Origin of the sequence: Methylophaga sp. UBA3603 (assembly GCF_002375335.1) — a bacterium.
GTDB lineage: Bacteria > Pseudomonadota > Gammaproteobacteria > Nitrosococcales > Methylophagaceae > Methylophaga.
In genome coordinates this window covers 1-21,909 of sequence record NZ_DFMC01000002.1, presented here as the reverse complement: position 1 = coordinate 21,909, position 21,909 = coordinate 1, and the positions used below count along the sequence as shown (strand labels likewise).

The following is a 21,909-nucleotide window of genomic DNA, read 5'->3' as shown; positions in this document are numbered from 1 at the left end:
CGGTTCATATCTTTATCAAGCAGCCAGTTTTACTCTTAGTGATTTTGCTGCTGAAACCATGGCTTTTAATGCAGGCTCCACTTCTTCCCAGCGACGGGTTTTTAAACCGCAGTCAGGATTCACCCATAACAGCGTTTTATCAATTCGCTGTGCGGCCAGTTTGAGCAATTCCACCATCTCCTGCTCTGATGGAATATTCGGACTGTGAATATCATAGACACCCGGACCTATCGCATTGGGATAGTCAAACTCCTGAAAAACATCCAGTAATTCCATTTGCGAACGTGAGGTTTCAATGGTGATGACATCGGCGTCCATGGCGGCAATAGCTTCGATAATATCGTTGAATTCGGAATAACACATATGGGTATGGATCTGTGTCTCATCTGACACGCCATTAGCGGTGATTCGGAAGCATTCCACAGCCCACTCCAGATATGTCTGCCATTGAGATTGACGAAGTGGCAAACCTTCCCGCAAGGCGGCTTCATCAATCTGAATGATGTTGACCCCGGCACTTTCCAGATCGATCACTTCATCCCGAATCGCCAGTGAAATCTGTTTACAGGTTTCGCTACGTGGCTGGTCATCTCTGACAAAAGACCAGTTAAGAATGGTGACTGGCCCGGTCAACATCCCTTTTACTGGTTTGTCGGTTAATGATTGGGCATATTGAATCCACTCAACGGTCATCGGATCAGGACGTGAGACATCACCATAGATGATCGGTGGTTTCACACAACGGGAACCATAGGACTGAACCCAGCCATAGTCGGTGAATGCAAAACCCTGTAGTTGTTGACCGAAATACTCGACCATATCATTGCGTTCAGCTTCACCATGTACCAGTACATCAAGGCCCAACTCGAGTTGTTTATCGATGGCATGGCGAATTTCCGCCTGCATTTGCTGGCGATATTCAGCATCAGCCAGTTGACCCAGGCGAAACTGTTTACGTGTCTGTCGAATAACATTGGTCTGTGGAAAAGAGCCAATGGTAGTCGTTGGGAATGCCGGCAACTGTAGCGCTTGCTGTTGAAGGGCTGCTCGTTGTGAATAAGTACTCTGCCGCTGGCCTGATGCGGAATGAGTTGCTTCACAGCGCTGTTTAACGGCCGGGTTATGAACGCGAGTGGACTGCTGGCGACGTTGAATGGATTGTTTGTTTTCTGCTAGCTGTGCGGCAACACCTTCACGCCCCAGATTGAGCGCCTGAGCTAATATCGATAACTCTTCCAGCTTTTGTACCGCAAAGGCCAGCCAGTCAAGTGTTTCTTCAGCAAGATTATGCTCAGAGTTTAAATCAATAGGCACATGCAGCAACGAACAGCTTGGAGCCAGCCATAAGCGTTCAGCAAGTCGCGTATGAATCGGCTCCAGCAGCTCAAGCGCCCTATTCAGATCGGTTTTCCAGATATTACGGCCATTAATAATGCCCACTGATAAAACTTTGTGTGAAGGCAGCCAGTCCACCACTCTGACAAGTTCATCTGCAGCACTGATCGCATCAATATGCAGTCCTGCTGTGGGTAATTCACAAGCTAGCTGCAGATTTTGCTGAAGTTGGCCGAAATAGGTCGTCAGCAACAATTTGACACGACATTTCGCTAAACTGAAGTAGGCTTTCTGCAAAGCCTGTTGCCATTCCGTTGACAGCTCAGTGACCAGAACAGGTTCATCGATTTGTACCCACTCGACACCGTTATCTGCCAATTGATCGAGAATTTCTGCATAAACCGGTAATAATTTATTCAGCAAAGCGAGTTTGTCAGTTTCGTCCTTGGTTTTCCCCAGCCAGAGATAGCTTACCGGACCAACCAGAACGGGTTTTATCTTAAAACCTGCAGCTTTTGCTTCTTTGATTTGCGCCAGCAATCGTTCCGGACATGCCTTAAAGGCAGTTTCCGCGTTAAATTCCGGCACCAGATAATGGTAATTGGTATCAAACCATTTTGTCATTTCTGCAGCGGCGACCTGGTGATTGCAACAGGATGAACCTGCTTGTCCACGCGATGCCTGAAAATACTGTGTCATGGCATCAGCATTTTTATCAACCCGTGATGGCAGGTTATCCAGCAGCTGACTGGTGTCCAGAACGTGATCATAAAAGGAAAAGTCTCCAACAGGCACCAGGTCCAGATCAGCTTGCAATGTCCAATGACGTAAACGTAATGTTTTACCAGTTTGTTCTAAATCCTCAACAGACGTTTCACCACGCCAGAAGCGCTCCAGAGCAAATTTTAATTCTCGTTGGCCGCCTATACGGGGAAAGCCAAGATTATGTGTGGTGACCATTCGATATCCTCTCAGTCGGTTTCAAAAAGCTTCATTGTAATCAGTCTTATTGATGAGCAATAATGATGATTATTTACTTATTCATGAGAGATGTTCATATATGATTGAGCGCGCGCATTTACGAATTATTCGAGCCTTGGCAGAAAATGGCAGTTTAACGGCAGCAGCCAATGCCTTATTTCTCACACAATCCGCCTTATCGCATCAGATCCGTTATCTGGAACAAAAGTTGGAAATAAGCTTATGGCAGCGGGATGGTCGTAAGTTAAGACTGACACAGGCAGGTGAACTGATGTTGCAGGTTGCTCAGCAGGTTTTACCGGTTTTGGAGCAAACTGAGCAGACCTTACAGGCCTATTCGGAGGGACGCGCAGGTATTTTGCGTCTGGGAGTTGAGTGCCACCCCTGTTATGAATGGCTGAAAAAAATTCTGGCAGACTATCTACGCGAAATGCCGCAAATGGATGTGGATATTGTGCATCAATTTCAGTTTTCAGGTATGGAAGGGTTATTGAATCATCATATTGATTTGCTGGTGACGCCGGATGCCGTTAAACAGGTCGGCGTAATTTATCAGCCGATGTTTGATTATGAGTTGGTTTTGCTGGTGGCTGAAAGTCATCCATTAAGTAAGCAGAAATTTATTCAGCCTGAAGCACTGCACAAGGAATTATTGCTGACGTTTCCCGTCGCCCATGAACGACTTGATGTGTTTACCCAGTTTTTGATGCCCGCAGGTATTAACCCTCGAACCAAAGCCATGCAATCAATGGATATTATGGTGCAGATGGTGGCGTTACAAAGAGCGGTGACAGTGTTGCCTAACTGGCTGGCCAATGAGTTTTGTCAAACGCTTCCGGTTAAAGCGATACGGCTTGGAAGAGGCGGTTTGGCGAAAACGCTTTATGCTGCTATAAGAGAGTTAGACCAGGACGTCAGCTACCTGCAAAAATTTATTTCCCTTGGCGTGAAATCCAGCAATGCTGTGACCGATTAAGTTTGTTCGTCAAGCACTCGATAAAGGATTTCACGGATAGACTCAGGTTCAAAAGGTTTATCCAGAATAGCCGATACGCCCGCCTGCTCAACCTGACCCAATCGGGTCTGGTTCTGCTCACTGGTCACAACCAAAATGGGCACAAAAGTATTGCCCATCTCGCTGCGGATATGTTCAACCAGCGCCTGACCATCCATTTTTGGCATATTCAGATCGGTCACCACCAAATCAAAACTCTGTTGTTTGAGCATTTCAATCGCTTCAATACCATTTTCAGCCTGATGAATCTGGTTTATGCCCATGTTCTGAAACACGCGCATTAGATGGTTACGTGATACCAGACTGTCATCGACCAGTAAAACTTCCAGCTGTTCTACTTCGTAATTCTGTAATTCAATTTCAGTTGGATCAATATGCTGCAGGGTGGTACGGATGGCACGCTGCAGATTAGCGTGATCAAAGGGTTTGGGCAGAATGGCCACGACACCGGATTGGCGAAGAGGCTCAAGTGCTTCAATATTTGATTCGCTGGAGATCAGCATAAAATGGGTGTTTTCCAGATTATCCAGTCGACGAATTGATGAGAGTAGTTCAGTCGCGGTCATGTCAGGCAAATACATGGCGCTGATCACCAGATCCGGGGGATACTTTTGCATAGCCACGATAGCCTGCGCGCCATCGTGAACACCATCAATTTTATTCACTCCCGCCTGGCGTAATTCACGCATGATGATTTTCAGCTGAACGGAAGATGGCTCAACCAGTAATATCGAGAGTTCTGATTCATTAAGTGAGTACATGCTGGTTCCGTTTTAGCGAATAACGAGACTGGTTTCCACTTGTTCGCGAGTCTCTTCATCCATAAGTTTTTCGATAATTGTTAACGCAAAAGCCATTGCCGTTCCCGGTCCGCGGGAGGTAATGATTTTATTATCACAGACGACAGCATCATTACTGAATTGAATTTCTGGCCATTCGCTGGGCTTCAGTGCACCTGGATAACAGCTGACGCTCACCCCCTCTAGCAGGCCAACATGTGCCAGAACCATGGGTGCTGCACATATTGCTCCAAGCCATTTATCAGCCTGGTTAAACCGTTTGAGCAACGCATGAATCCGTTGATCGGCATTCAGATTGTTGGTGCCGGGTTGTCCGCCCGGCAGAACCATCATGTCGAATTCATCATCAATCACTGCATCCAGTGTGGCATCCGCCACCAAGCGGACACCACGGCTGGCAGTAATGTTTAGATCCTCCGTCAAACTGGCAGTAACAACATCTATCTCAGCCCGTCTGAGAACATCTATCAGCGTGACCGCCTCAATTTCCTCAAAGCCCTCAGCGAGTGGGATTAATACCGTTGCCATGAAAATAGCGTTTAACGTTTGCTCATAATGTTCATGCCTTTCAGCAGGTTCAATGCCTGAGAAAGCGGGTAATCACGCAGTGCTAAAGGCTGTTTTTCCTCTTCTTCATCGAGACCCGCTTCCGCGTCGGCCGGAGTTTCGTCTGATTCTTCCAGTAAACCATTTTCCAGATGACGACTGAGATCAACTTCTCGCAGCGGCTGGAAGCCATTATCTTCAGCTGCACTGATTTGTAAGGCATCAATCACGATATCAGGGTGTATACCATCTGCCTGAATAGAGCGTCCAGAAGGGGTGTAATACCGCGCGGTTGTCATCTTGACCGCGGTATCATTGGTTAAAGGCATAACCGTTTGTACTGACCCTTTACCAAAGGTTTTAGTACCCAGTATCACGGCCCGTTGATGGTCCTGCAAAGCCCCGGCAACAATTTCAGAAGCAGAAGCTGAGCCACCATTTACCAGCACAATAATAGGCGCGCCATTCAGCATATCACCAGGTTTGGCGTGGAATTTTTGATCGGCATCCTCAATACGTCCTTCAGTGTAGACAATCATGCCTTTGTTGAGGAAAGCATCAGAAACTTCAACCGCTGCATCTAAAACGCCGCCTGGATTATTGCGTAAATCAAGCACCAGACCTTTTAATTTGCCACCATTATCAGTCTTGAGTTGATTTACGGCGTCACGAAGATTCTCACCGGTTGGTGATTGGAAAGTAGTGATTCGTACATAACCATAACCTGGCTCCAGAACTTCGGTGCGTACACTTTTCACTTTGATAATGGCGCGAGTCAGTTCCAGTTTCAGCGGTTTATCAGCGCCTTCACGAATAATCGTCAGAACAATTTTGCTGCCCGGTTCACCACGCATGATGTCTACGGCTTCAGTCAGCGTCAGACCTTTAACAGGGGTGTCATCGAGACGGATAATCAGGTCACCGGCTTTTACACCTGCTTCAGCAGCGGGTGTTTCGTCAATTGGTGCAACCACTTTGACGAAGCCATCTTCCATTGATACTTCTATACCCAAGCCACCAAACTCTCCAGATGTGCCTTCACGGAGATCCTTGAATTCGCTGAGATCAAGGTAGGATGAATGGGGATCCAGTCCAGAAAGCATGCCGCGAATGGCGTTTTCCAGCAGAGCTTTGTCTTCCACCGGCTCTACATAACTGCTTTTGATGCGGCCGAAAATTTCAGAGAAAGCTCTTAGATCGTCTATTGGCAAGTCAGGCTTTGCGACAGTGTCTTTCTCGGCTGATACCATTTGACCAAAAATCAATGTGATGCCGATAATGACACCCGCTGTTACCAGCGCAAAATCACGTTTCAAAAAGCGCATATGAACTTTATTCCTTATTTCAAATTAACCTTGCTTGCGCAGCCATTGCATAGGATTGGTCGGACTGCCTTTATGACGTACTTCAAAATATAATCCAGCGGTTTGTCTGACACCCTGATCACCACTTTGAGCGATAACCTCACCAGCATTCACGGTATCCCCCGTGCTTTTCAGCAGACTGTCATTATTGCCATACAGCGTCATGAACTGTTCGCCATGATCAATGATGATTAACAAGCCAAAGCCTTTCATCCAATCGGCAAAAACCACCCTGCCCTCTGCGCTGGCTTTAACAGACGTGCCTTTTTCAGAGGCTATCAGTATGCCCTTCCAGCTGAGTTTATCAAGATTACGCTGGCTACCATAGCTTGCCAGTATTTTTCCAGACAACGGCCATTGTAACTTCCCACTCAGACTCGAAAATCGTTCACTTGGTTTCACCGTTTTTGATGGCGGAGGTCTTTTTGCTGCTTTTTTGGCGAGTGAGTCTAATAATGACTGCAGGTTTTTCTCTTCTTCTTTTAATGCAGCCAGTTGTGCATCCTGCCCTGAGATTTTTTTATTCAGCGCGGCAAGTGTTCTCTCACGTTCAACCGTTTGCTGTTTAAAAACTTCTTGCTGCGAGAGCTGTTGTTGTTCCAGTTCATCCAGATTTCTTTTAACAGCATAAACAGCTTTTTCCTGCTCCGTTAAGTTTTGCAAAGTCGTGTGCAAGGTTTCGAGCTGCTGCTGGCGGGCCGAGTGAAAATAACGGTAATACGTGTTGCTTCGACTGACACGCTCAGGAGACTGTTCAGACAATAATATTTTTAGATAACTGGGTTGAGCATTCATAAATGCAGAGCGAATTTGTTGATTTAATGCCTCCAGTTGCTTTGCCTGCTGCTTTTGCGTCAGTCCCAACTGCTGTTGAAGATTAAGTAATTCATCATCTTTAACCGCAATAGATTGTTTAATCTGATTTAACTCGCGACTTATTTCGGAAACCTTGAGACTCTGCTGTTTTAATTGCTGTTGTAATTCCGCTTTGGTTTTCTTGTTAAGGTTAATCGTTTTATCAAGCTCAGATATTTCACTCCGTACCGCTTCGAGCTTTTTTGCTGACGAAGGTTCAGCAGCAAGATTTAATGGCACAAAAAGCCAGAAAAACAAGATTAAACCACGAATCATCATCTGCACGTTCAGGTGAGTTTCACCAGAAGGTGATTATTCATTTCCGCTGGAATCGGGAGATCAAGCAGGCTCAGCATGGTCGGTGCGATATCAGATAAACCACCCTGTTCGGCACAGACTGCCGAACGTCCCGCATAGATTAACGGCACGAGGTTGCTGGTGTGGGCTGTATGCGCCTGGCCTTTCTCATTGTCCACCATCTTTTCAGCATTGCCATGATCTGCTGTTACCAGCATTTCGCCACCGCTTTCTTTTAATGCGGACCAGATTTTACCGAGACAGTTATCCAGTGTTTCAATGGCTTTAACTGTCGCATCAAAATTACCGGTATGGCCTACCATATCTGCATTGGCGAAGTTACAGATGATGACATCATATTGATTGCTGTGAATGGCTTTGACCAGTTTTTCGGCCACTTCCGGAGCATTCATCTCCGGTTGTAAATCGTAGGTTTCGACTTTTGGCGAGGGCACCAGAATCCGATCTTCACCTTCGTAAGGAACATCGCTTCCGCCATTAAAAAAGAACGTCACATGCGCATATTTTTCGGTTTCAGCAATACGCAACTGGCGTAAACCAACAGCAGAAATACATTCGCCCAGCAGGTTTTTGAGCTTTTCAGCCGGAAAAGCCACCGGTACATCAAAATCCTTCTTATATTCCGTCAGCGTGACAAATTTTGACAGTTTTGGTGCTGCCAATATGGGAAATCCAGTAAATTCAGTATCAATGAAACACTGGGTTAATTCACGAGCGCGATCAGCACGGAAATTCATGAATACGATACTGTCACCATCCTCAATCGGCACGGCATCACCAATTCTGGTGGCTTTAACAAACTCGTCCGTTTCTTCTCGGGCATAGGCGTCCTGAAGAGCTTCAAGTGCATTATCTGCCTGATAAACGGCTTTACCATTAGCAATCAGTTCATAAGCCTGTTGAACTCTATCCCAGCGCTGGTCACGATCCATCGCATAAAAGCGCCCGATAATACTGGCGAAACGGCCCTTACCGGTTTCGTTAAAACAGGCTTGCATGTCCGCAATGAACTTTTGAGCAGATTTGGGTGACGTATCGCGACCATCCAGAAAAGCGTGCAAATAAATTTTAGTCGCCCCGCGGTCTGCAGCAAGTTTTACCATGGCCTGAATATGACTGTCATGACTGTGCACGCCGCCATCGGATAGCAAGCCCAGAATGTGCAGGGCTTTATCATTTTTCACCACGTCATCCACCGCATCAGTCAGTGTTTGATTGGTAAAAAAAGATCCGTTTCGAATGGCGACACTAATCCGGGTGAATTCCTGATAAACCACCCGGCCAGCACCAATGTTGAGATGACCAACTTCAGAATTTCCCATCTGATCGCCCGGCAAGCCAACACCAGCGCCGGAGGCGTTAATCAATGTATGTGCGTAATCATTCCAGAGGTGATCCCAAACGGGGGTATTGGCAGCCAAAATGGCATTATGCTGGACCTCTTCACTATAACCCCAACCATCCATAATGATTAGCGCAAGTGGGCGGTGCATGTGGCTCATGAAACTATCCTTTAATCACGGGTTACGACGACCTGGGGTTGTGAAAAACAGTGAACACTGCAAATCAACAACAATGCTGTGTATTATATGGGCTTTTGTAATCAATTACAGTTGCAATCTCGTTGACTAACATCATTTCACAATCCGGAAACCCGCAAATGCATGCCATTAATGACGATATTGAACGCGCTGCATTTGCGCTGAAAGCAATGTCGAATCCATTGCGTTTGAAAATTCTTTGTACGTTGGGCGATCAGGAATTATCAGTACAGGATATTGTTGATCAGGTTGGCACAACACAAAGCAATGTGTCGCAGCATCTTGCCAAACTCAAAGATAAAAACATTCTGGCGGCAAGACGAGATGCAAACCGTATATTTTACCGGGTCAACGATGAGCGCCTTTTACGGCTAATCAGCATGATGTGCGAATTGTTTTGCGTAAAATAGAAATCATTATTTATTCATAAATTTAGGGTTGTTTAATGGAAAATCTGGGCGAATTTATTGTTAATCATTGGATACTGTCCAGTTTGTTTGTGGTGTTGTTGTTTTTGGTTTTTTCTGACTCACTCACTCGCAAACTGGGTGGGTTTAATGCCGTTGATGTGCCAACAGCTGTTAATCTGGTGAATCAGCAAAAAGGCTGTTTTGTTGATATTCGCGATAAAGCTGCATTTGAAACTTCACATATAGTCGATTCCGTTAATGTACCGGTGGCTGATATCGAGGCGAATCTCAAGTCGCTAAAAAATAAGGATCAGCCTCTGGTTCTGGTGTGTGACAGTGGTCAGCGTTCAAAAGCTGCTGCCAAACAGTTCAAAAAACATGGCTATACCAATATTTATGTAATGTCAGGTGGTCTGCACGCATGGCGAGATGCCAAACTGCCATTATTCACTTAAGACTTGGAGCGTTGTTATGAGCAAAGTCATCATTTATTCATCTGCGCATTGCCCGTATTGCACCATGGCAAAGCAGTTACTGGATCAAAAAGGTGTCAGTTATGACGAAATCCGTGTGGATCAGCATCCTGAAAAACGCCAGGAAATGATGCAAAAAAGTCAGCAACGTACCGTGCCGCAAATATTCATTAATGGTAAATCACTGGGTGGATATACCGATTTGGTTGATATCGATCGTTCGGGTCAGCTCGATGTTTTACTGACAAATAATTAAATTCTATTAGAGAGGGAAAATCATGGCTGAAGAAAACACAGCAGCAACAGAAGAACAACAACCAAAGTTCATCATTCAGAAGATCTACACCAAAGATATTTCATTTGAAACACCTAATTCTCCAGCCATTTTCCGTGAAGAATGGAAACCCAAACTGGATCTGCAATTGGGTAATGAATATAACCGTATTGATGAAGATACCCATGAAATTGTTCTGGTCGTCACAGTCACCGCGAAAGTTAATGATCAAGTCGCATTTCTGGCGGAAGTCAAACAGGCTGGAATTTTCACTTTGACCGGGTATAGCAAGGAAGAAATGGGTCCCCTGATTGGCAGTTACTGCCCGAATACTGTTTTCCCATTTGCACGTGAAGTGATTTCTGATGTGGTTATTAAAGGTGGTTTCCCACAACTCGTGCTGGCACCCGTGAACTTTGATGCAGTATACAAACATCAAATTGATCAGGCGCGTCAGCAGATGGAAGCAGCACAGGCTACTCACTAGCTTGTCTAGATGGCCATGACCGCTTCTTCTTTAATGCCAACAGTTGTCATTGGTGCCGGAGCCTGGGGTACGGCGCTGGCGATTGCCATGGCTCGCAATGGGCATGAAGTCTGGCTGTGGGGTCGTGACAAAGAACAGCTTTCCCGGATAGCGGCTGAACGGATGAACAGCCGCTATTTACCGGAAATTATTTTTCCGGATACATTGAAAATTGAAATGGATTTGGAAAAATCTCTGAAAAATTGCAGACATGTAATGATTTCAGTGCCAAGTGTGGCGTTTAGCGAAATATTGCATTGCATTAAACCTTTTCTGTCTGAAGATATCCCGATCAGTTGGGCGACCAAAGGTTTAACGCCCCACAATGGTCAATTTCTGCACGATACGGCTATTGAAATTCTGGGGCCTAAACATGCTTTAGCTGTCGTTTCTGGTCCATCGTTCGCCGCGGAGGTTGCGGCCGGGTTACCTACCGCTTTAACAGTTGCTTCCCGCGATACAGAGTTTGCCAAAGCCTTGGCAAATGCGCTTCATGGACCAGCTTTGCGGGCTTACACCACGGAGGATGTTTTAGGAGTGCAAGTTGGTGGCACGGTGAAAAACGTGTTGGCAATTGCCGCAGGTATCTGTGACGGATTAGGATATGGTGCCAACGCCCGTGCCGCTTTGCTGACCCGCGGTATGGCAGAAATTATGCGTTTAGCCAGTATATTGGGGGCTGAACCGGAAACCATGTTTGGTCTGTCTGGTATGGGGGATTTGATTCTCACCTGTACCGACAATCAGAGCCGAAATCGCCAGCTGGGCTTAGCGATTGGTTCAGGTCTTAAAGTTGATGAAGCGGTTTCAAAAGTCGGTAAGACGGTAGAAGGTATGCACGCTGCAAGAGAAGTTTTATTGCGCGCTCAACAGGCGGGTGTTGAGATGCCAATTGTTGAGCAGGTATGCAAAATCCTGTTTGAAGGGTACGATCCGCGCAAATCGGTTCAGGCATTATTATGTCGTGAACAAAAAGCAGAATCTCCGGTAATCGGAAAATCGTGATACGAATTAATTGAGGAAAATTATATGCAAGGCATTGTGAAATACAGCAGCATCATTGCACTCAGTGTGGCAATGACTGTCGGCTTGTCTGCCTGTGGCAACCCATTCAGTAAAAAATCATCAGATGATGATGAAGTCGTTATGTCACAAAGTGGTCCGATACTGTGGGAGTCAAATCTGCAATACGTTCGTATGGTAGAGCGGGATCAGCCTGGAACCAATCAGCACCCTTTACCAATCAATCAGGATGAAATGCGTGAAGTGCTTTCATCACTTTACGTCAATCAGCGCGTCTTACTGAGAACTCAGCAAGTCCCGTTGTTTTCACCGGGTGAACTGCAAATTTTAAGTTCAACGTTGGCACAGGGTTTAAACCGTGCTCAACCCGATGAAGATATTACCTTTGTCACGCTAGGGGTTCATGCCGGAGCGATTGCAGCGGAACGCAAAACCAACAGTGGTCGCGTGTTTGTTGATAACAATGGCCGCTTGAACATTATCTTCGGCCTTGTTCATGAGGAATACCGTGATAAAGAGCAATATACCGGTCAAGAGATTGATCGTCGGGTAAATCCATTATTACCGGGTACCCGTAAATCCGATTCTGAACCAGCAACCAAAATTGCTTTAGATAATGGCATTTCATATCACCAAGAGGATGGCTCTGAACGGTCTGACTGGGTAGTGATTGATATCCCAACCGTATTAGCTTCTGCAGCTGAGCGTAAAGGACAGGATACCGGCGCATTAACGCCTGAAATGCGTGAAGAAATAGCCAGAACCAAACGTCAAACAGATAATTTGACCGATGATGTGGCCAATATTAAGGAAGTCCTGTTTGAAATGTCTGAGCAGCTTGAACAGCTCAAACAACAATTAGAAGAAAGTAATCAGGAATAATGATTTCTTAACACATCAATAAAGGCGCTTCGGCGCCTTTTTTATTGCAATCTTTAAAGACGATAGCGCAAATCAGCAGATTTCGAGCGAGGCATTTCGACATTTTTTGACAGGCTGAGCACCTTAAACAGTTCTCCCATCTGTTCTGGCAATAATAAACGTTTCAAAGCTGCGGCCTGTTGCATCTGCTGAAAGGAATCTGGCGCATTTTGTTGGCTGAGATTGAGAATGTCACCTGCCAGCAGAAAATCACTCTGCCTTTGATAACCCTCAACTTGCAATCCTATTACATGGGCTGTTTCAGCTAACGCAGTGAAGTCCACATGAGCGGTGATATCCTGCAGGCCGACCAAGACCAATGGATCATTATGTGCCTGATGTTGATAGTGGCAACGCAGCATGCCCTGATGCCGCATGGGATGAAAATAGTCACTGGCTTCATAGCCATAATCAATTAAATATATAGCACCCTGGGTCAGTTTTTCGGCGATGGTGCCAAGCCAGGCAGGTGCTTGCATGGCAACTTCTGTCTGATAAGGAAACTGCGGCAGTAAGGGGTGAATTTGTTCGCAACGTGTCTGTAAAAAAGGATCAGTCACGGTTTGTGAAAGCCATGCCAGTTGCCCTTCTTCGCGCCCTACTCCAACCTCCAGAATCTGGTTTTCTTCAAACTGCACCCGATGCACTGGCATGGCATCGCACACTTCGTTTGCAATGATCACTCCGGTGAATTCAGTAGGCAGTTGATCCAGCCAGATCACGCGGTTCTGGTCACTTCCAAAAAGTTTATGTATTATTTCATATTGCTGTTGACGTAAGTGGGCACTTGCTTCGATTATGTAGTAATGTGCCGGCAGGCAATCAATTTCCTGCAGATACTGCAGAATATCGACCGCCATTTGCCCATTGCCCGCGCCAAATTCCAGGCAATCTGCCGCGGGTAGTTGTCTCAGTATATCCGCAATATGATTGCCCAGCGCCTGTGAAAATAACGGGCTTATTTCCGGGGCAGTAATAAAATCCCCTGCTTCGCCAATCTTACTTAAGCCATTACTGTAATAACCTAGTCCAGGTTGGTATAAAGCCATCTGCATAAATTCTGCAAAGCTCAGCCAACCATTACGGTCTTCTATGGTCTGAAAAATCAGTTGCAACAGTTGATCGCTATGCTGTTGCGCAATGGGGTCAGGTGCAGGTAACTTGGCGGTATCTTTCATTTAGTCGGTAATTTCAGTGAATAATCCCATTTTAGTAACAGGTGCCGGAAAGCGGGTCGGATTTCATATTGCTTCCAGGCTAAAGCAGGATGGTTATGATGTATTGGCACATTACCGTACTGAAACAGATGATGTCCAAAAACTAAAACAATTAGGCATACAGACTATTCAGGCGGATTTGCAGGATACTGCCAGCATTATGGCGTTTATCGACAAACTGCAGCAATTCAGTCTGGCTTATCGAGGCATTGTGCATAATGCCTCAGCATTTACACCGACAGCAGAAGATTTGTTTGAGGCTGCTGAGCAATATCAACATTTTTTCACCATACATATGTTAGCGCCGTTTCTTATCAATCAGGCGTTATCAACGCTGTTAATAGGACCGGGAAACGATCCGGCCGACATTATTCATATCACCGATATCAATGTTGAAAATCCTACCCCACGTTTTGATATTTATGGCACAACCAAAGCAGGATTGCATAATTTGACGCTGGTATCGGCCAAAAAACTTGCTCCGCAGATCAAGGTGAATTCAGTGGCACCGGGCCCGGTTCTGTTTACTGAGTCTCATACACAAGAAGCCAGGCAGAAAATGCTGTCTGAAACCCCACTGGCTCGTGAAGGTGGTGCGGAACCTGTGTATCTCGCAATAAAAAGCTTGTTAGAGAACCCCTTTATTACCGGCGCGACTATCCCAGTAGATGGTGGTCGCCGTCTCTCCAAAGCGTAATTCAGACGTTTGTATCAAAACCCCTGCAGGAGGCGTGACTTCTGCAGTGTCAGTAAGATAACTGAGCAGCTCACGAATAATGGGGTAAAGAAAATACTCATCAGTAATGCTGCTGACAGCGATATCAGCCTCTTCTGGCAAACTCAGCTGTTTCAGGATATCGATATCGGCTGGTCGATCTTTGGTTTTGCTTAACGGATCGTCCCGATCCCGACCTAAATTGATTTCAATCTGATTGCAAAAGCTCTTTAATTCTCTCTGTGATAAATCGGTTTCAACGAAGACGATGGTATTGAGGAAATCCCGATGACTGTTCATACCCACTGGCGGGATTTTTAATACTCGGCTTAGTTTTAGTGCTTTAAACTCTTGTAGCAGCGCAATGACCATTTTCTCGGTATTTTGCTGAGGATTTATGTTGCTGCCTAAACCAAGCAGATAACCTTTCTGCTGTCTCATTCGCTGGTGCGCTCAATCACAATTTGTGCCTGATTTTTTCCATGCAATTGGACGGGTTTGGTCAAAGTAAGCTTGAGCCGAGGAATGTCAAATGTCTTGAGTAAAAGTTGCGCTACCTCTTCAGCCAGGGTTTCTATCAACAGATATCGACTATTACTGACAAACTCGACAACGACATTGGCCACCGAACCATAATCCAAGGTGTTCGTAATATCATCCGATGCCGCGGCTTTACTGATATCCCAATCTATTTCAAAATCAAAGCGTAACGTTTGCAGCGTTTCGCGCTCCCAATCATAAATGCCGATAATCGTGTCAATTTTCAGATCATTTAGAAAAATTTTGTCCATGATGTCGCTTCAATGTTGGCAAAAGTGATAATGGTACTGAATAATACCGCTACATTTTCAAAGGTCACATCATAACATGCCTGAATTAACTGCCATCGCGCTGCTTGCATTGCTCGGCGCCTACCTCATAGGCTCATTATCGAGCGCTGTCATGCTTTGTAAGGTCTCTGGTTTACCGGATCCAAGGACTCAAGGCTCTGGCAATCCAGGCGCGACTAATGTGTTGCGGATGGGTAGCAAAAAGCTCGCGGCAATGGTCTTACTGATCGATGTGTTAAAGGGCGTCGTCCCGGTATTAATCGGGAGAATGTTGGACTTTGATATTAATATCTTGGCTTTAATTGCTTTTTTTGCATTTCTTGGGCACTTATACCCTGTATTTTTTCAGTTTAAAGGTGGCAAAGGTGTGGCAACGGCTTTGGGCGCGTTTCTGGCGCTGTCACCTGCCTTGGCTGGAGCGGCGTTACTGACTTGGATTGTGGTTTTTGCCATTAGTCGGATTTCGTCTTTATCAGCCATTGCCGCTGCGGCAATGACACCGGTTTATAGCTTGTGGCTTATAGATACGGTTTTTGCACGTGCGGTTATTCTGGTAATTGCACTGCTTTTGCTATGGCGGCACCGCAGTAATATCCAGCGTTTGCTGGCCGGTGAAGAGAAAAAGTCAGGCTGAAGCTGGCGGCGTTAGCTCATCTAAGGGCCAACGTGAACGCACATTAAATGTTGCTTCAGTTTCAACAACCATGGCCTGATGACGCATCGCTCCGGCAAACGCGATCATCGCTCCGTTATCGCTACAGAATTGTAATTGTGGATAATAAACCTGCACTTTCGGTAATGCATCTAAAGCCGCGCGCAACGACTTATTGGCACTGACGCCACCGGCCACGACCAAACGTTTATGCCCACTTTGTTTTAATGCCCGGCGACATTTAATCACTAAGGTTTCCACCGCCGCTGTTTGAAACGCCAACGCAATATCGGCTTTGGCTTGTTCACTCTGATCGCTGTTATGCCAGGTATTTAAAGCAAATGTTTTCAAACCACTGAAACTGAAATCCAAACCAGGACGATTGGTCATCGGTCTGGGAAAGATATGGGCGCCCTCCTGTCCTTTTTCCGCTAAAGCCGCTAAGGCCGGGCCACCCGGATAACCTAGCCCCAACATTTTGGCCGTTTTATCGAATGCTTCACCGACCGCATCATCAATTGATTCGCCCATTAATTCATATTCACCAACACCCTTAACATCAACCAGTAAGGTATGGCCGCCGGAAATCAATAAAGATACAAATGGAAATGTCGGTGGATTGGCTTCCAGTAACGGCGATAAAAGGTGTCCTTCCATATGATTAATTGGCAAGGCTGGGATATGTAACGCCCAGGCCAGACTGCGACCAATTGCGGCGCCCACCAGTAAAGCACCGACCAAGCCCGGCCCCGCCGTATAAGCCACCGCATCAATATCTTTTCGGTGCAGACCCGCTTCGTCCAAAACCTGTTGCATCAAGGGCAATGCCTTTTGAATATGATCACGGGAAGCCAGTTCAGGCACCACACCGCCATATTCGGCATGCATTTCTATCTGGCTGAAAAGGGCATGAGCCAACAGCCCCTTTTCAGTATCATAGAGTGCAATACCGGTTTCGTCGCAAGATGATTCAATTCCTAAAACACGCATAAATTTATTCTGACTGCATTAATTAATGGCGATTATTATGCCTTGATGGTGGTGGTCTCAGCCAACTAATTAGCATTTAGTATTTTCTTTCCTAAATAGATCTCGTACAATTAAGGGCTTTTCCGTCATTGTCTGTTTAGGAATGTATTGAATGCCATCTGTTAAGGTTAAAGAAAACGAACCATTTGACGTAGCTTTACGTCGTTTCAAACGTGCTTGTGAAAAAGCCGGTACGGTTGCAGAAGCTCGCGCTCGCGAAGCTTATGAAAAACCAACAACTGTTCGTAAACGTGCAGCAGCAGCGGCTGTTAAGCGTCACCAAAAGAAACTGTCACGTGAAAACGCTAGCCGCGTTCGCATGTACTAATTGCTGATTAGAATCTTATTCTAATGCCTCAAGAAGCCAGTCCACTCAAAGCTCGAATTCAAGATAGCGTAAAAGATGCAATGCGCGCCAAAGACAAAGATCGTCTTGGCACATTGCGCCAAATTACTGCTGCCATCAAGCAAGTTGAAGTCGATAATCGCCAGGATATGTCAGATGATGACATTATCGTTGTGCTGACCAAAATGACTAAACAGCGCAAAGATGCCTTATCGCAGTTTGAGCAAGCTGGCCGTGATGACTTAGCGGTCATCGAAAAAGCTGAACTGGCAATAATTGAAGAATTTTTGCCAACAGCCTTGAGCGAAGCAGAATTGCAGGCAGCTATCGCTGATGCAATTCAAGAGACAGGCGCTAGTAGCCAGAAAGACATGGGTGCGGTGATGAATGTGTTGCGTCCGAAAGTACAAGGACGCGCTGATATGGGCGCAGTGAGCAGCCAGGTTAAGGCCGCGCTCAGTTCTTAAGCCAGCAATGCCAGGTCTTTTTTCAGACGTGGTTAACATTCAAGACAGACTTCGGCCATAATTGATTTATGGCCGGACAAATCCCTCCACAGTTTATTGACGAATTGCTCTCACGAGTCGATATCGTTGATATTATCGATGCGCGAGTACCGCTGAAAAAAGCCGGTAAAAATCTGCACGCCTGCTGTCCATTCCACAACGAGAAAACCCCGTCATTTACTGTCAGCCCTGATAAGCAGTTTTATCACTGTTTTGGCTGTGGTGCGCACGGCACTGCGATCGGCTTTCTCATGGAGTACGACCAGCTCAGCTTTCCTGAATCGATTCAGGAGCTTGCGGACACCGTCGGTATGCAGGTTCCAGTCACGCAACAAGCTGCACTTACTCCCGCCAGACAAAACCTTTACGACTTGATGGATAAAGTCAGTCGCTACTACGTACATCAATTACAAAACCACCCGCAGCGCCAGGCTTTTCAGGATTATATCCAACAGCGTGGTCTTAGCCCTGAAACCGTAGCTGCTTTTGATATTGGTATGGCTCCGGATGGCTGGGACAATGTATTACGCACTTTTGGCAATAATCAGCAAACCCAGGATCAGCTGTTCGAAGCTGGAATGCTGATTAAAAACGACAAGGGGCGTACTTACGATCGTTTTCGTGATCGTTTGATGTTTCCTATTCGTGACCGTCGGGGCCGTGTTATCGCCTTTGGTGGACGTGTTATCGATGCCGATGGCACACCAAAATATCTGAACTCACCAGAAACCCCCATTTTTCACAAAGGTCAGGAGCTTTACGGTTTATATCAAGCCCGTAAAGCGAATCGTCGATTGGAAAAGATCCTGATTGTTGAAGGGTATATGGATGTGATCGCGCTGGCGCAGTTTGGCATTAACAATGCGGTGGCCACACTAGGCACAGCGACAACATCCGAACATTTACGGCTATTAACACGTAGCGCGCCGGAAATTGTTTTTTGTTTTGATGGCGATCGTGCGGGTAAAGAAGCTGCTTGGCGAGCCGCAGAAAATGCGATGCCGATACTTGGTGGCAACTTTGAATTGAAATTTATGTTTCTGCCAGAAGGTCAGGATCCTGACACCATGGTCAGAGAGCAGGGGGCTGATGCCTTTCAGCAACGAATTACTCAAGCTCAAAGTTATTCCGAATTTTTCTTTGCTACATTGCTTTCGCGAGTAGATAGTCAATCAATGGATGGCCGCGCCAGACTGGTTGAAATTGCCAAACCCTATCTAAGACATATCCCTGCAGGTTTGTATCGCGATATGCTGGAGCAGCAGCTGGCAGACCATGCTAAAACCAATATTGCTACCTTAAACAAACACTTGGAAAAGCCTGCGCCACCACCTCCAGTAAAAAACGCCAAACAAAATGCAATGGCCAATATGACACCTGTGCGCATGGCGGTGATGATTCTGTTACAGCATCCACAATTGTATGAGGCTGTTCCGGATACAGATAATTTACATCGGCTGGATATGCCCGGTTTAGCGATTTTAATTCAGCTACTTGAAACCATGCGTGAGCATCCCCATCTTAAAACCGCACAGCTTTTAGAGCGTTGGCGAGATACTCAACAAGCTCCCTATATGGAAAAGCTCGCAATGCAACCGTTGAATTTGTCGCCAGAACAACTGGAGCATGAACTCATTGGAATTGTGAGTCGTCTAAACAAGCAAGCACGAGATGAACGCTATACTTATTTGATAAATAAAGGACTCAGCCAGTTGACTGAGTCGGAAAGAATTGAAATTAATTCTTATAAGTGAGTGTTTTGTAATCAAAAATGATGCAATAACAAAGTGCTTTCACTATAATATAGTGTTACCGCCAAAAACAGCGTCACCATGCATAAAGAGGCCGAATGAAAGATCAGCAATCACGCGTTAAAGAACTTATCGCCCTTGGAAAGGAGCGCGGTTATCTCACCTACGGCGAGATCAATGACCACCTTCCAGAAGATTTGGTCGATGCGGATCAGGTCGAAGACATCGTCAGTATGTTCAGCGACCTGGGTATCATGGTCCATGAAGATGGGATGGATACCGATGAGATGGAACGTCTCGCCGAAGCTGTTTCATCAAATGACGAAGTCTCTGATGAAGAAGCTGCAGCTGTCCTGGCAAGTTCCGACGGTGAGTTTGGTCGTACAACCGATCCTGTGCGCATGTACATGCGCGAGATGGGCTCTGTTGAATTATTGACTCGCGAAGGCGAGATCGTTATCGCTAAACGCATCGAAGCAGGTCTCCGCGAAAGTCTGCTGATGCTGTCAACTTACCCACCGGTTATTTCGTCATTCCTTGAATTCTACGATGCGGTTGAAGCAGGCGAAATGCGCCTGAATGAACTTATTCGTGGTTTTGTGGCACCTGAAGAACTGGTCGCAAGTGATGACGACGATGATGATGTTACCAGCAGCTCAGATTCCGATGATTCTGACAGCGATGACGATGATGACGATGATGTTGGTGGCGTAAGCGATGATGAAGATGATTCTGGTGAAATCGATCCAGAAGAAGCCCGGGCTCGCTTTACCGCGTTGAAAGAAGCATACAAAAACGTTCTGGCCACCGAAGGTGACGCCATGATCGAATCTCGTGAACAGGCTAGTAACCTGTTTATGGAATTCAAATTGACACCAAAAACACTGCTTTACTTGAATGGCTTGATGGCAGAAACCATCGCCGAAGTGCGTAAACAAGAAAAAATCATTATGGACATCGTTGTAGAGCAGGCGGGTATGAATCGCCGTGACTTTATCGATGCATTCCAGGGTAATGAAAGTAATCTTGAATGGTCAGATAAATTCATTCGCGCTAAAAAACATTATTCATCCACCATCAAGAAAAATCTTGATGATATTCTGGCTGCACAAAGCAAATTAGCGGAAATTGCAGAAGATCGTGGACTGGATATTTCCGAGATTAAAGAAATCAGCCGTCAGATGTCGATTGCTGAAGCCAAAGCGCGTCGTGCCAAGAAAGAAATGGTCGAAGCCAACTTGCGTCTGGTTATCTCTATCGCTAAAAAATATACCAACCGTGGTTTGCAATTCCTGGATCTGATTCAGGAAGGTAACATTGGTCTGATGAAAGCGGTTGATAAATTCGAATATCAACGTGGCTATAAATTCTCTACCTATGCAACCTGGTGGATTCGTCAGGCGATTACCCGTTCGATTGCCGATCAGGCACGTACCATTCGTATTCCGGTACATATGATTGAAACCATCAACAAACTCAATCGTGTTGCCCGTCAAATGCTCCAGGAAATGGGCCGTGAACCTACTCCGGATGAATTGGCAGAACGTGTAGAAATGCCGGAAGACAAAGTACGTAAAGTACTGAAGATTTCCAAAGAGCCGATTTCGATGGAAACCCCAATCGGTGATGATGAAGATTCACATCTGGGCGATTTCGTTGAAGATATCAACGTTATGTCACCAGCAGACTCTGCTATTATCGAAGGCCTTAGAGAAGCCACTCAGGGAGTTTTGAATGGCCTGACCGAGCGAGAAGCCAAAGTACTACGTATGCGGTTTGGTATTGATATGAATACTGACCACACGCTCGAAGAAGTTGGTAAACAATTTGATGTTACCCGTGAGCGCATTCGTCAGATCGAAGCCAAGGCGTTACGTAAACTGCGCCACCCATCACGCTCGGATCAACTGAGAAGCTTCCTCGACTCAGACAGCTGATTTCAAAATCGGGCCTATAGCTCAGTTGGTTAGAGCAGGGGACTCATAATCCCTTGGTCCCAGGTTCGAGTCCTGGTGGGCCCACCAATCAAATCAAAGCCTTAGCGTTAATTTTAACGTTAAGGCTTTTTTGTTTTTATCTCATGTAGACACTATGTAGACACTATGTAGAGACTTTAAAGCTTAAATTAGCGCAAAGGACAAAAGCGGATGTGGATTGCTGTGGCGTCAATCTAAAAGTAGTTATGAATGGGGTAATTTTCAAGTGAATATTAGTTACCGCAGAACAATCAGAGCCACTGTTTCGTTTTTAAACTAAGTAATAGTGATTTTAGATTCAGTGCTTGGTAATACTGAGGCCTCATGCCCCTTATATCTCAACTTGTTTTATTGCATTTATCACAACATTTGTTTCAACTAGTGCGGTAATTATCTTTAAATAATGACGGATATCTTCAGTAGAGAGTACTCTTCCGACTCTATCTTTGAGCCATTTCTGTGCAGGTTGATAACCACCAATGTGTAGTTGCCCCCACTAAAACGG

Annotated in this window: 23 protein-coding genes and 1 tRNA gene; 14 read left to right on the top strand and 10 right to left on the bottom strand. The window is 45.8% G+C overall.

From position 1 onward, the window contains the following. Nucleotides 1–15 precede the first annotated feature (15 nt). Entirely contained in the window at nucleotides 16–2,295 is a 2,280-nt protein-coding gene (metE, locus tag B4F66_RS00685) for a 5-methyltetrahydropteroyltriglutamate--homocysteine S-methyltransferase (RefSeq protein ID WP_292358657.1), read from the bottom strand. Nucleotides 2,296–2,395: 100 nt separating this feature from the next. Between metE and B4F66_RS00680 the strand changes: the two genes are divergently transcribed. Next, nucleotides 2,396–3,292 carry a LysR family transcriptional regulator gene (locus B4F66_RS00680; protein WP_292358659.1) on the top strand — a complete coding sequence of 299 codons (897 nt, stop codon included), beginning with the start codon at nucleotides 2,396–2,398 and terminating at the stop codon, nucleotides 3,290–3,292. Here B4F66_RS00680 and B4F66_RS00675 read toward each other — a convergent pair. The 5 genes from B4F66_RS00675 to gpmI are packed head-to-tail and all read right to left on the bottom strand — an operon-like array spanning nucleotide 3,289 to nucleotide 8,716. Continuing rightward, a complete protein-coding gene (locus B4F66_RS00675; protein WP_292358661.1) occupies nucleotides 3,289–4,092 on the bottom strand; it encodes a response regulator in 804 nt (267 codons plus the stop codon). The two genes, B4F66_RS00680 and B4F66_RS00675, sit on opposite strands and share 4 nt — an antisense overlap. A gap of 12 nt (nucleotides 4,093–4,104) precedes the next feature. Beyond that, nucleotides 4,105–4,659, bottom strand: coding sequence for a DJ-1 family glyoxalase III (locus B4F66_RS00670; protein WP_292358663.1), 555 nt, complete (start codon nucleotides 4,657–4,659; stop codon nucleotides 4,105–4,107). A gap of 11 nt (nucleotides 4,660–4,670) precedes the next feature. Next, nucleotides 4,671–6,002 (bottom strand): carboxyl-terminal processing protease CtpA, encoded by a 1,332-nt coding sequence (ctpA, locus tag B4F66_RS00665; protein WP_292358665.1) that lies wholly within the window; start codon nucleotides 6,000–6,002, stop codon nucleotides 4,671–4,673. A gap of 24 nt (nucleotides 6,003–6,026) precedes the next feature. Continuing rightward, nucleotides 6,027–7,175 (bottom strand): murein hydrolase activator EnvC family protein, encoded by a 1,149-nt coding sequence (locus B4F66_RS00660; RefSeq protein WP_292411175.1) that lies wholly within the window; start codon nucleotides 7,173–7,175, stop codon nucleotides 6,027–6,029. An 8-nt stretch (nucleotides 7,176–7,183) separates the two neighbouring features. Then, nucleotides 7,184–8,716 carry a 2,3-bisphosphoglycerate-independent phosphoglycerate mutase gene (gene gpmI, locus B4F66_RS00655; protein WP_292358669.1) on the bottom strand — a complete coding sequence of 511 codons (1,533 nt, stop codon included), beginning with the start codon at nucleotides 8,714–8,716 and terminating at the stop codon, nucleotides 7,184–7,186. A gap of 158 nt (nucleotides 8,717–8,874) precedes the next feature. On the opposite strand from gpmI, the gene B4F66_RS00650 reads away from it, so the two are divergent. From B4F66_RS00650 to B4F66_RS00625, 6 genes are read left to right on the top strand one after another with little or no spacing between them, the layout of a single operon-like run. Continuing rightward, entirely contained in the window at nucleotides 8,875–9,165 is a 291-nt protein-coding gene (locus B4F66_RS00650) for an ArsR/SmtB family transcription factor (RefSeq protein ID WP_292358701.1), read from the top strand. Nucleotides 9,166–9,200: 35 nt separating this feature from the next. After that, nucleotides 9,201–9,620 (top strand): rhodanese-like domain-containing protein, encoded by a 420-nt coding sequence (locus B4F66_RS00645; protein WP_292358670.1) that lies wholly within the window; start codon nucleotides 9,201–9,203, stop codon nucleotides 9,618–9,620. Between the two features lie 16 nt (nucleotides 9,621–9,636). Beyond that, complete coding sequence (gene grxC, locus B4F66_RS00640) at nucleotides 9,637–9,894, top strand: glutaredoxin 3 (RefSeq protein ID WP_292358672.1); 258 nt, start codon at nucleotides 9,637–9,639, stop codon at nucleotides 9,892–9,894. Nucleotides 9,895–9,916: 22 nt separating this feature from the next. Beyond that, complete coding sequence (secB, locus tag B4F66_RS00635; RefSeq protein WP_292358674.1) at nucleotides 9,917–10,399, top strand: protein-export chaperone SecB; 483 nt, start codon at nucleotides 9,917–9,919, stop codon at nucleotides 10,397–10,399. A gap of 9 nt (nucleotides 10,400–10,408) precedes the next feature. Beyond that, nucleotides 10,409–11,443: an NAD(P)H-dependent glycerol-3-phosphate dehydrogenase gene (locus B4F66_RS00630; protein ID WP_292358676.1), complete on the top strand. Its 1,035-nt coding sequence runs from the start codon at nucleotides 10,409–10,411 to the stop codon at nucleotides 11,441–11,443. Between the two features lie 24 nt (nucleotides 11,444–11,467). Further along, nucleotides 11,468–12,343, top strand: coding sequence for a hypothetical protein (locus B4F66_RS00625; RefSeq protein ID WP_292358678.1), 876 nt, complete (start codon nucleotides 11,468–11,470; stop codon nucleotides 12,341–12,343). A gap of 53 nt (nucleotides 12,344–12,396) precedes the next feature. Here B4F66_RS00625 and B4F66_RS00620 read toward each other — a convergent pair whose 3' ends face one another. Continuing rightward, nucleotides 12,397–13,560, bottom strand: coding sequence for a class I SAM-dependent methyltransferase (locus B4F66_RS00620; protein ID WP_292358679.1), 1,164 nt, complete (start codon nucleotides 13,558–13,560; stop codon nucleotides 12,397–12,399). Nucleotides 13,561–13,576: 16 nt separating this feature from the next. Between B4F66_RS00620 and B4F66_RS00615 the strand changes: the two genes are divergently transcribed. Next, the gene (locus B4F66_RS00615; protein WP_292358681.1) at nucleotides 13,577–14,296 is read left to right on the top strand and encodes an SDR family oxidoreductase; all 720 of its coding nucleotides are present in this window, start codon (nucleotides 13,577–13,579) and stop codon (nucleotides 14,294–14,296) included. Here B4F66_RS00615 and folK read toward each other — a convergent pair. After that, the gene (gene folK, locus B4F66_RS00610; RefSeq protein ID WP_292358683.1) at nucleotides 14,228–14,755 is read right to left on the bottom strand and encodes a 2-amino-4-hydroxy-6-hydroxymethyldihydropteridine diphosphokinase; all 528 of its coding nucleotides are present in this window, start codon (nucleotides 14,753–14,755) and stop codon (nucleotides 14,228–14,230) included. The genes B4F66_RS00615 and folK overlap by 69 nt on opposite strands. Continuing rightward, the gene (gene folB / locus B4F66_RS00605; RefSeq protein WP_292358684.1) at nucleotides 14,752–15,105 is read right to left on the bottom strand and encodes a dihydroneopterin aldolase; all 354 of its coding nucleotides are present in this window, start codon (nucleotides 15,103–15,105) and stop codon (nucleotides 14,752–14,754) included. Before folB ends, folK begins: the two co-directional genes overlap by 4 nt. Before the next feature lie 76 nt (nucleotides 15,106–15,181). On the opposite strand from folB, the gene plsY reads away from it, so the two are divergent. Further along, nucleotides 15,182–15,778, top strand: coding sequence for a glycerol-3-phosphate 1-O-acyltransferase PlsY (gene plsY, locus B4F66_RS00600; RefSeq protein ID WP_292358686.1), 597 nt, complete (start codon nucleotides 15,182–15,184; stop codon nucleotides 15,776–15,778). Here the strand turns inward: plsY and tsaD are convergent. Beyond that, complete coding sequence (gene tsaD / locus B4F66_RS00595; RefSeq protein ID WP_292358687.1) at nucleotides 15,770–16,786, bottom strand: tRNA (adenosine(37)-N6)-threonylcarbamoyltransferase complex transferase subunit TsaD; 1,017 nt, start codon at nucleotides 16,784–16,786, stop codon at nucleotides 15,770–15,772. The genes plsY and tsaD overlap by 9 nt on opposite strands. Nucleotides 16,787–16,937: 151 nt before the next feature. Here tsaD and rpsU point away from each other — a divergent pair, with 151 nt between their 5' ends. The 5 genes from rpsU (at nucleotide 16,938) to B4F66_RS00570 (ending at nucleotide 21,452) form a co-directional block, all read left to right on the top strand. Then, entirely contained in the window at nucleotides 16,938–17,153 is a 216-nt protein-coding gene (rpsU, locus tag B4F66_RS00590) for a 30S ribosomal protein S21 (RefSeq protein ID WP_014705573.1), read from the top strand. Nucleotides 17,154–17,176: 23 nt separating this feature from the next. Then, nucleotides 17,177–17,638 carry a GatB/YqeY domain-containing protein gene (locus B4F66_RS00585; protein WP_292358689.1) on the top strand — a complete coding sequence of 154 codons (462 nt, stop codon included), beginning with the start codon at nucleotides 17,177–17,179 and terminating at the stop codon, nucleotides 17,636–17,638. A gap of 68 nt (nucleotides 17,639–17,706) precedes the next feature. Continuing rightward, entirely contained in the window at nucleotides 17,707–19,431 is a 1,725-nt protein-coding gene (gene dnaG, locus B4F66_RS00580) for a DNA primase (RefSeq protein ID WP_292358691.1), read from the top strand. A gap of 95 nt (nucleotides 19,432–19,526) precedes the next feature. After that, the gene (gene rpoD / locus B4F66_RS00575; protein WP_292358692.1) at nucleotides 19,527–21,365 is read left to right on the top strand and encodes an RNA polymerase sigma factor RpoD; all 1,839 of its coding nucleotides are present in this window, start codon (nucleotides 19,527–19,529) and stop codon (nucleotides 21,363–21,365) included. A 10-nt stretch (nucleotides 21,366–21,375) separates the two neighbouring features. Continuing rightward, nucleotides 21,376–21,452: transfer RNA gene (locus B4F66_RS00570), tRNA-Ile, on the top strand. Nucleotides 21,453–21,909: the final 457 nt, after the last annotated feature.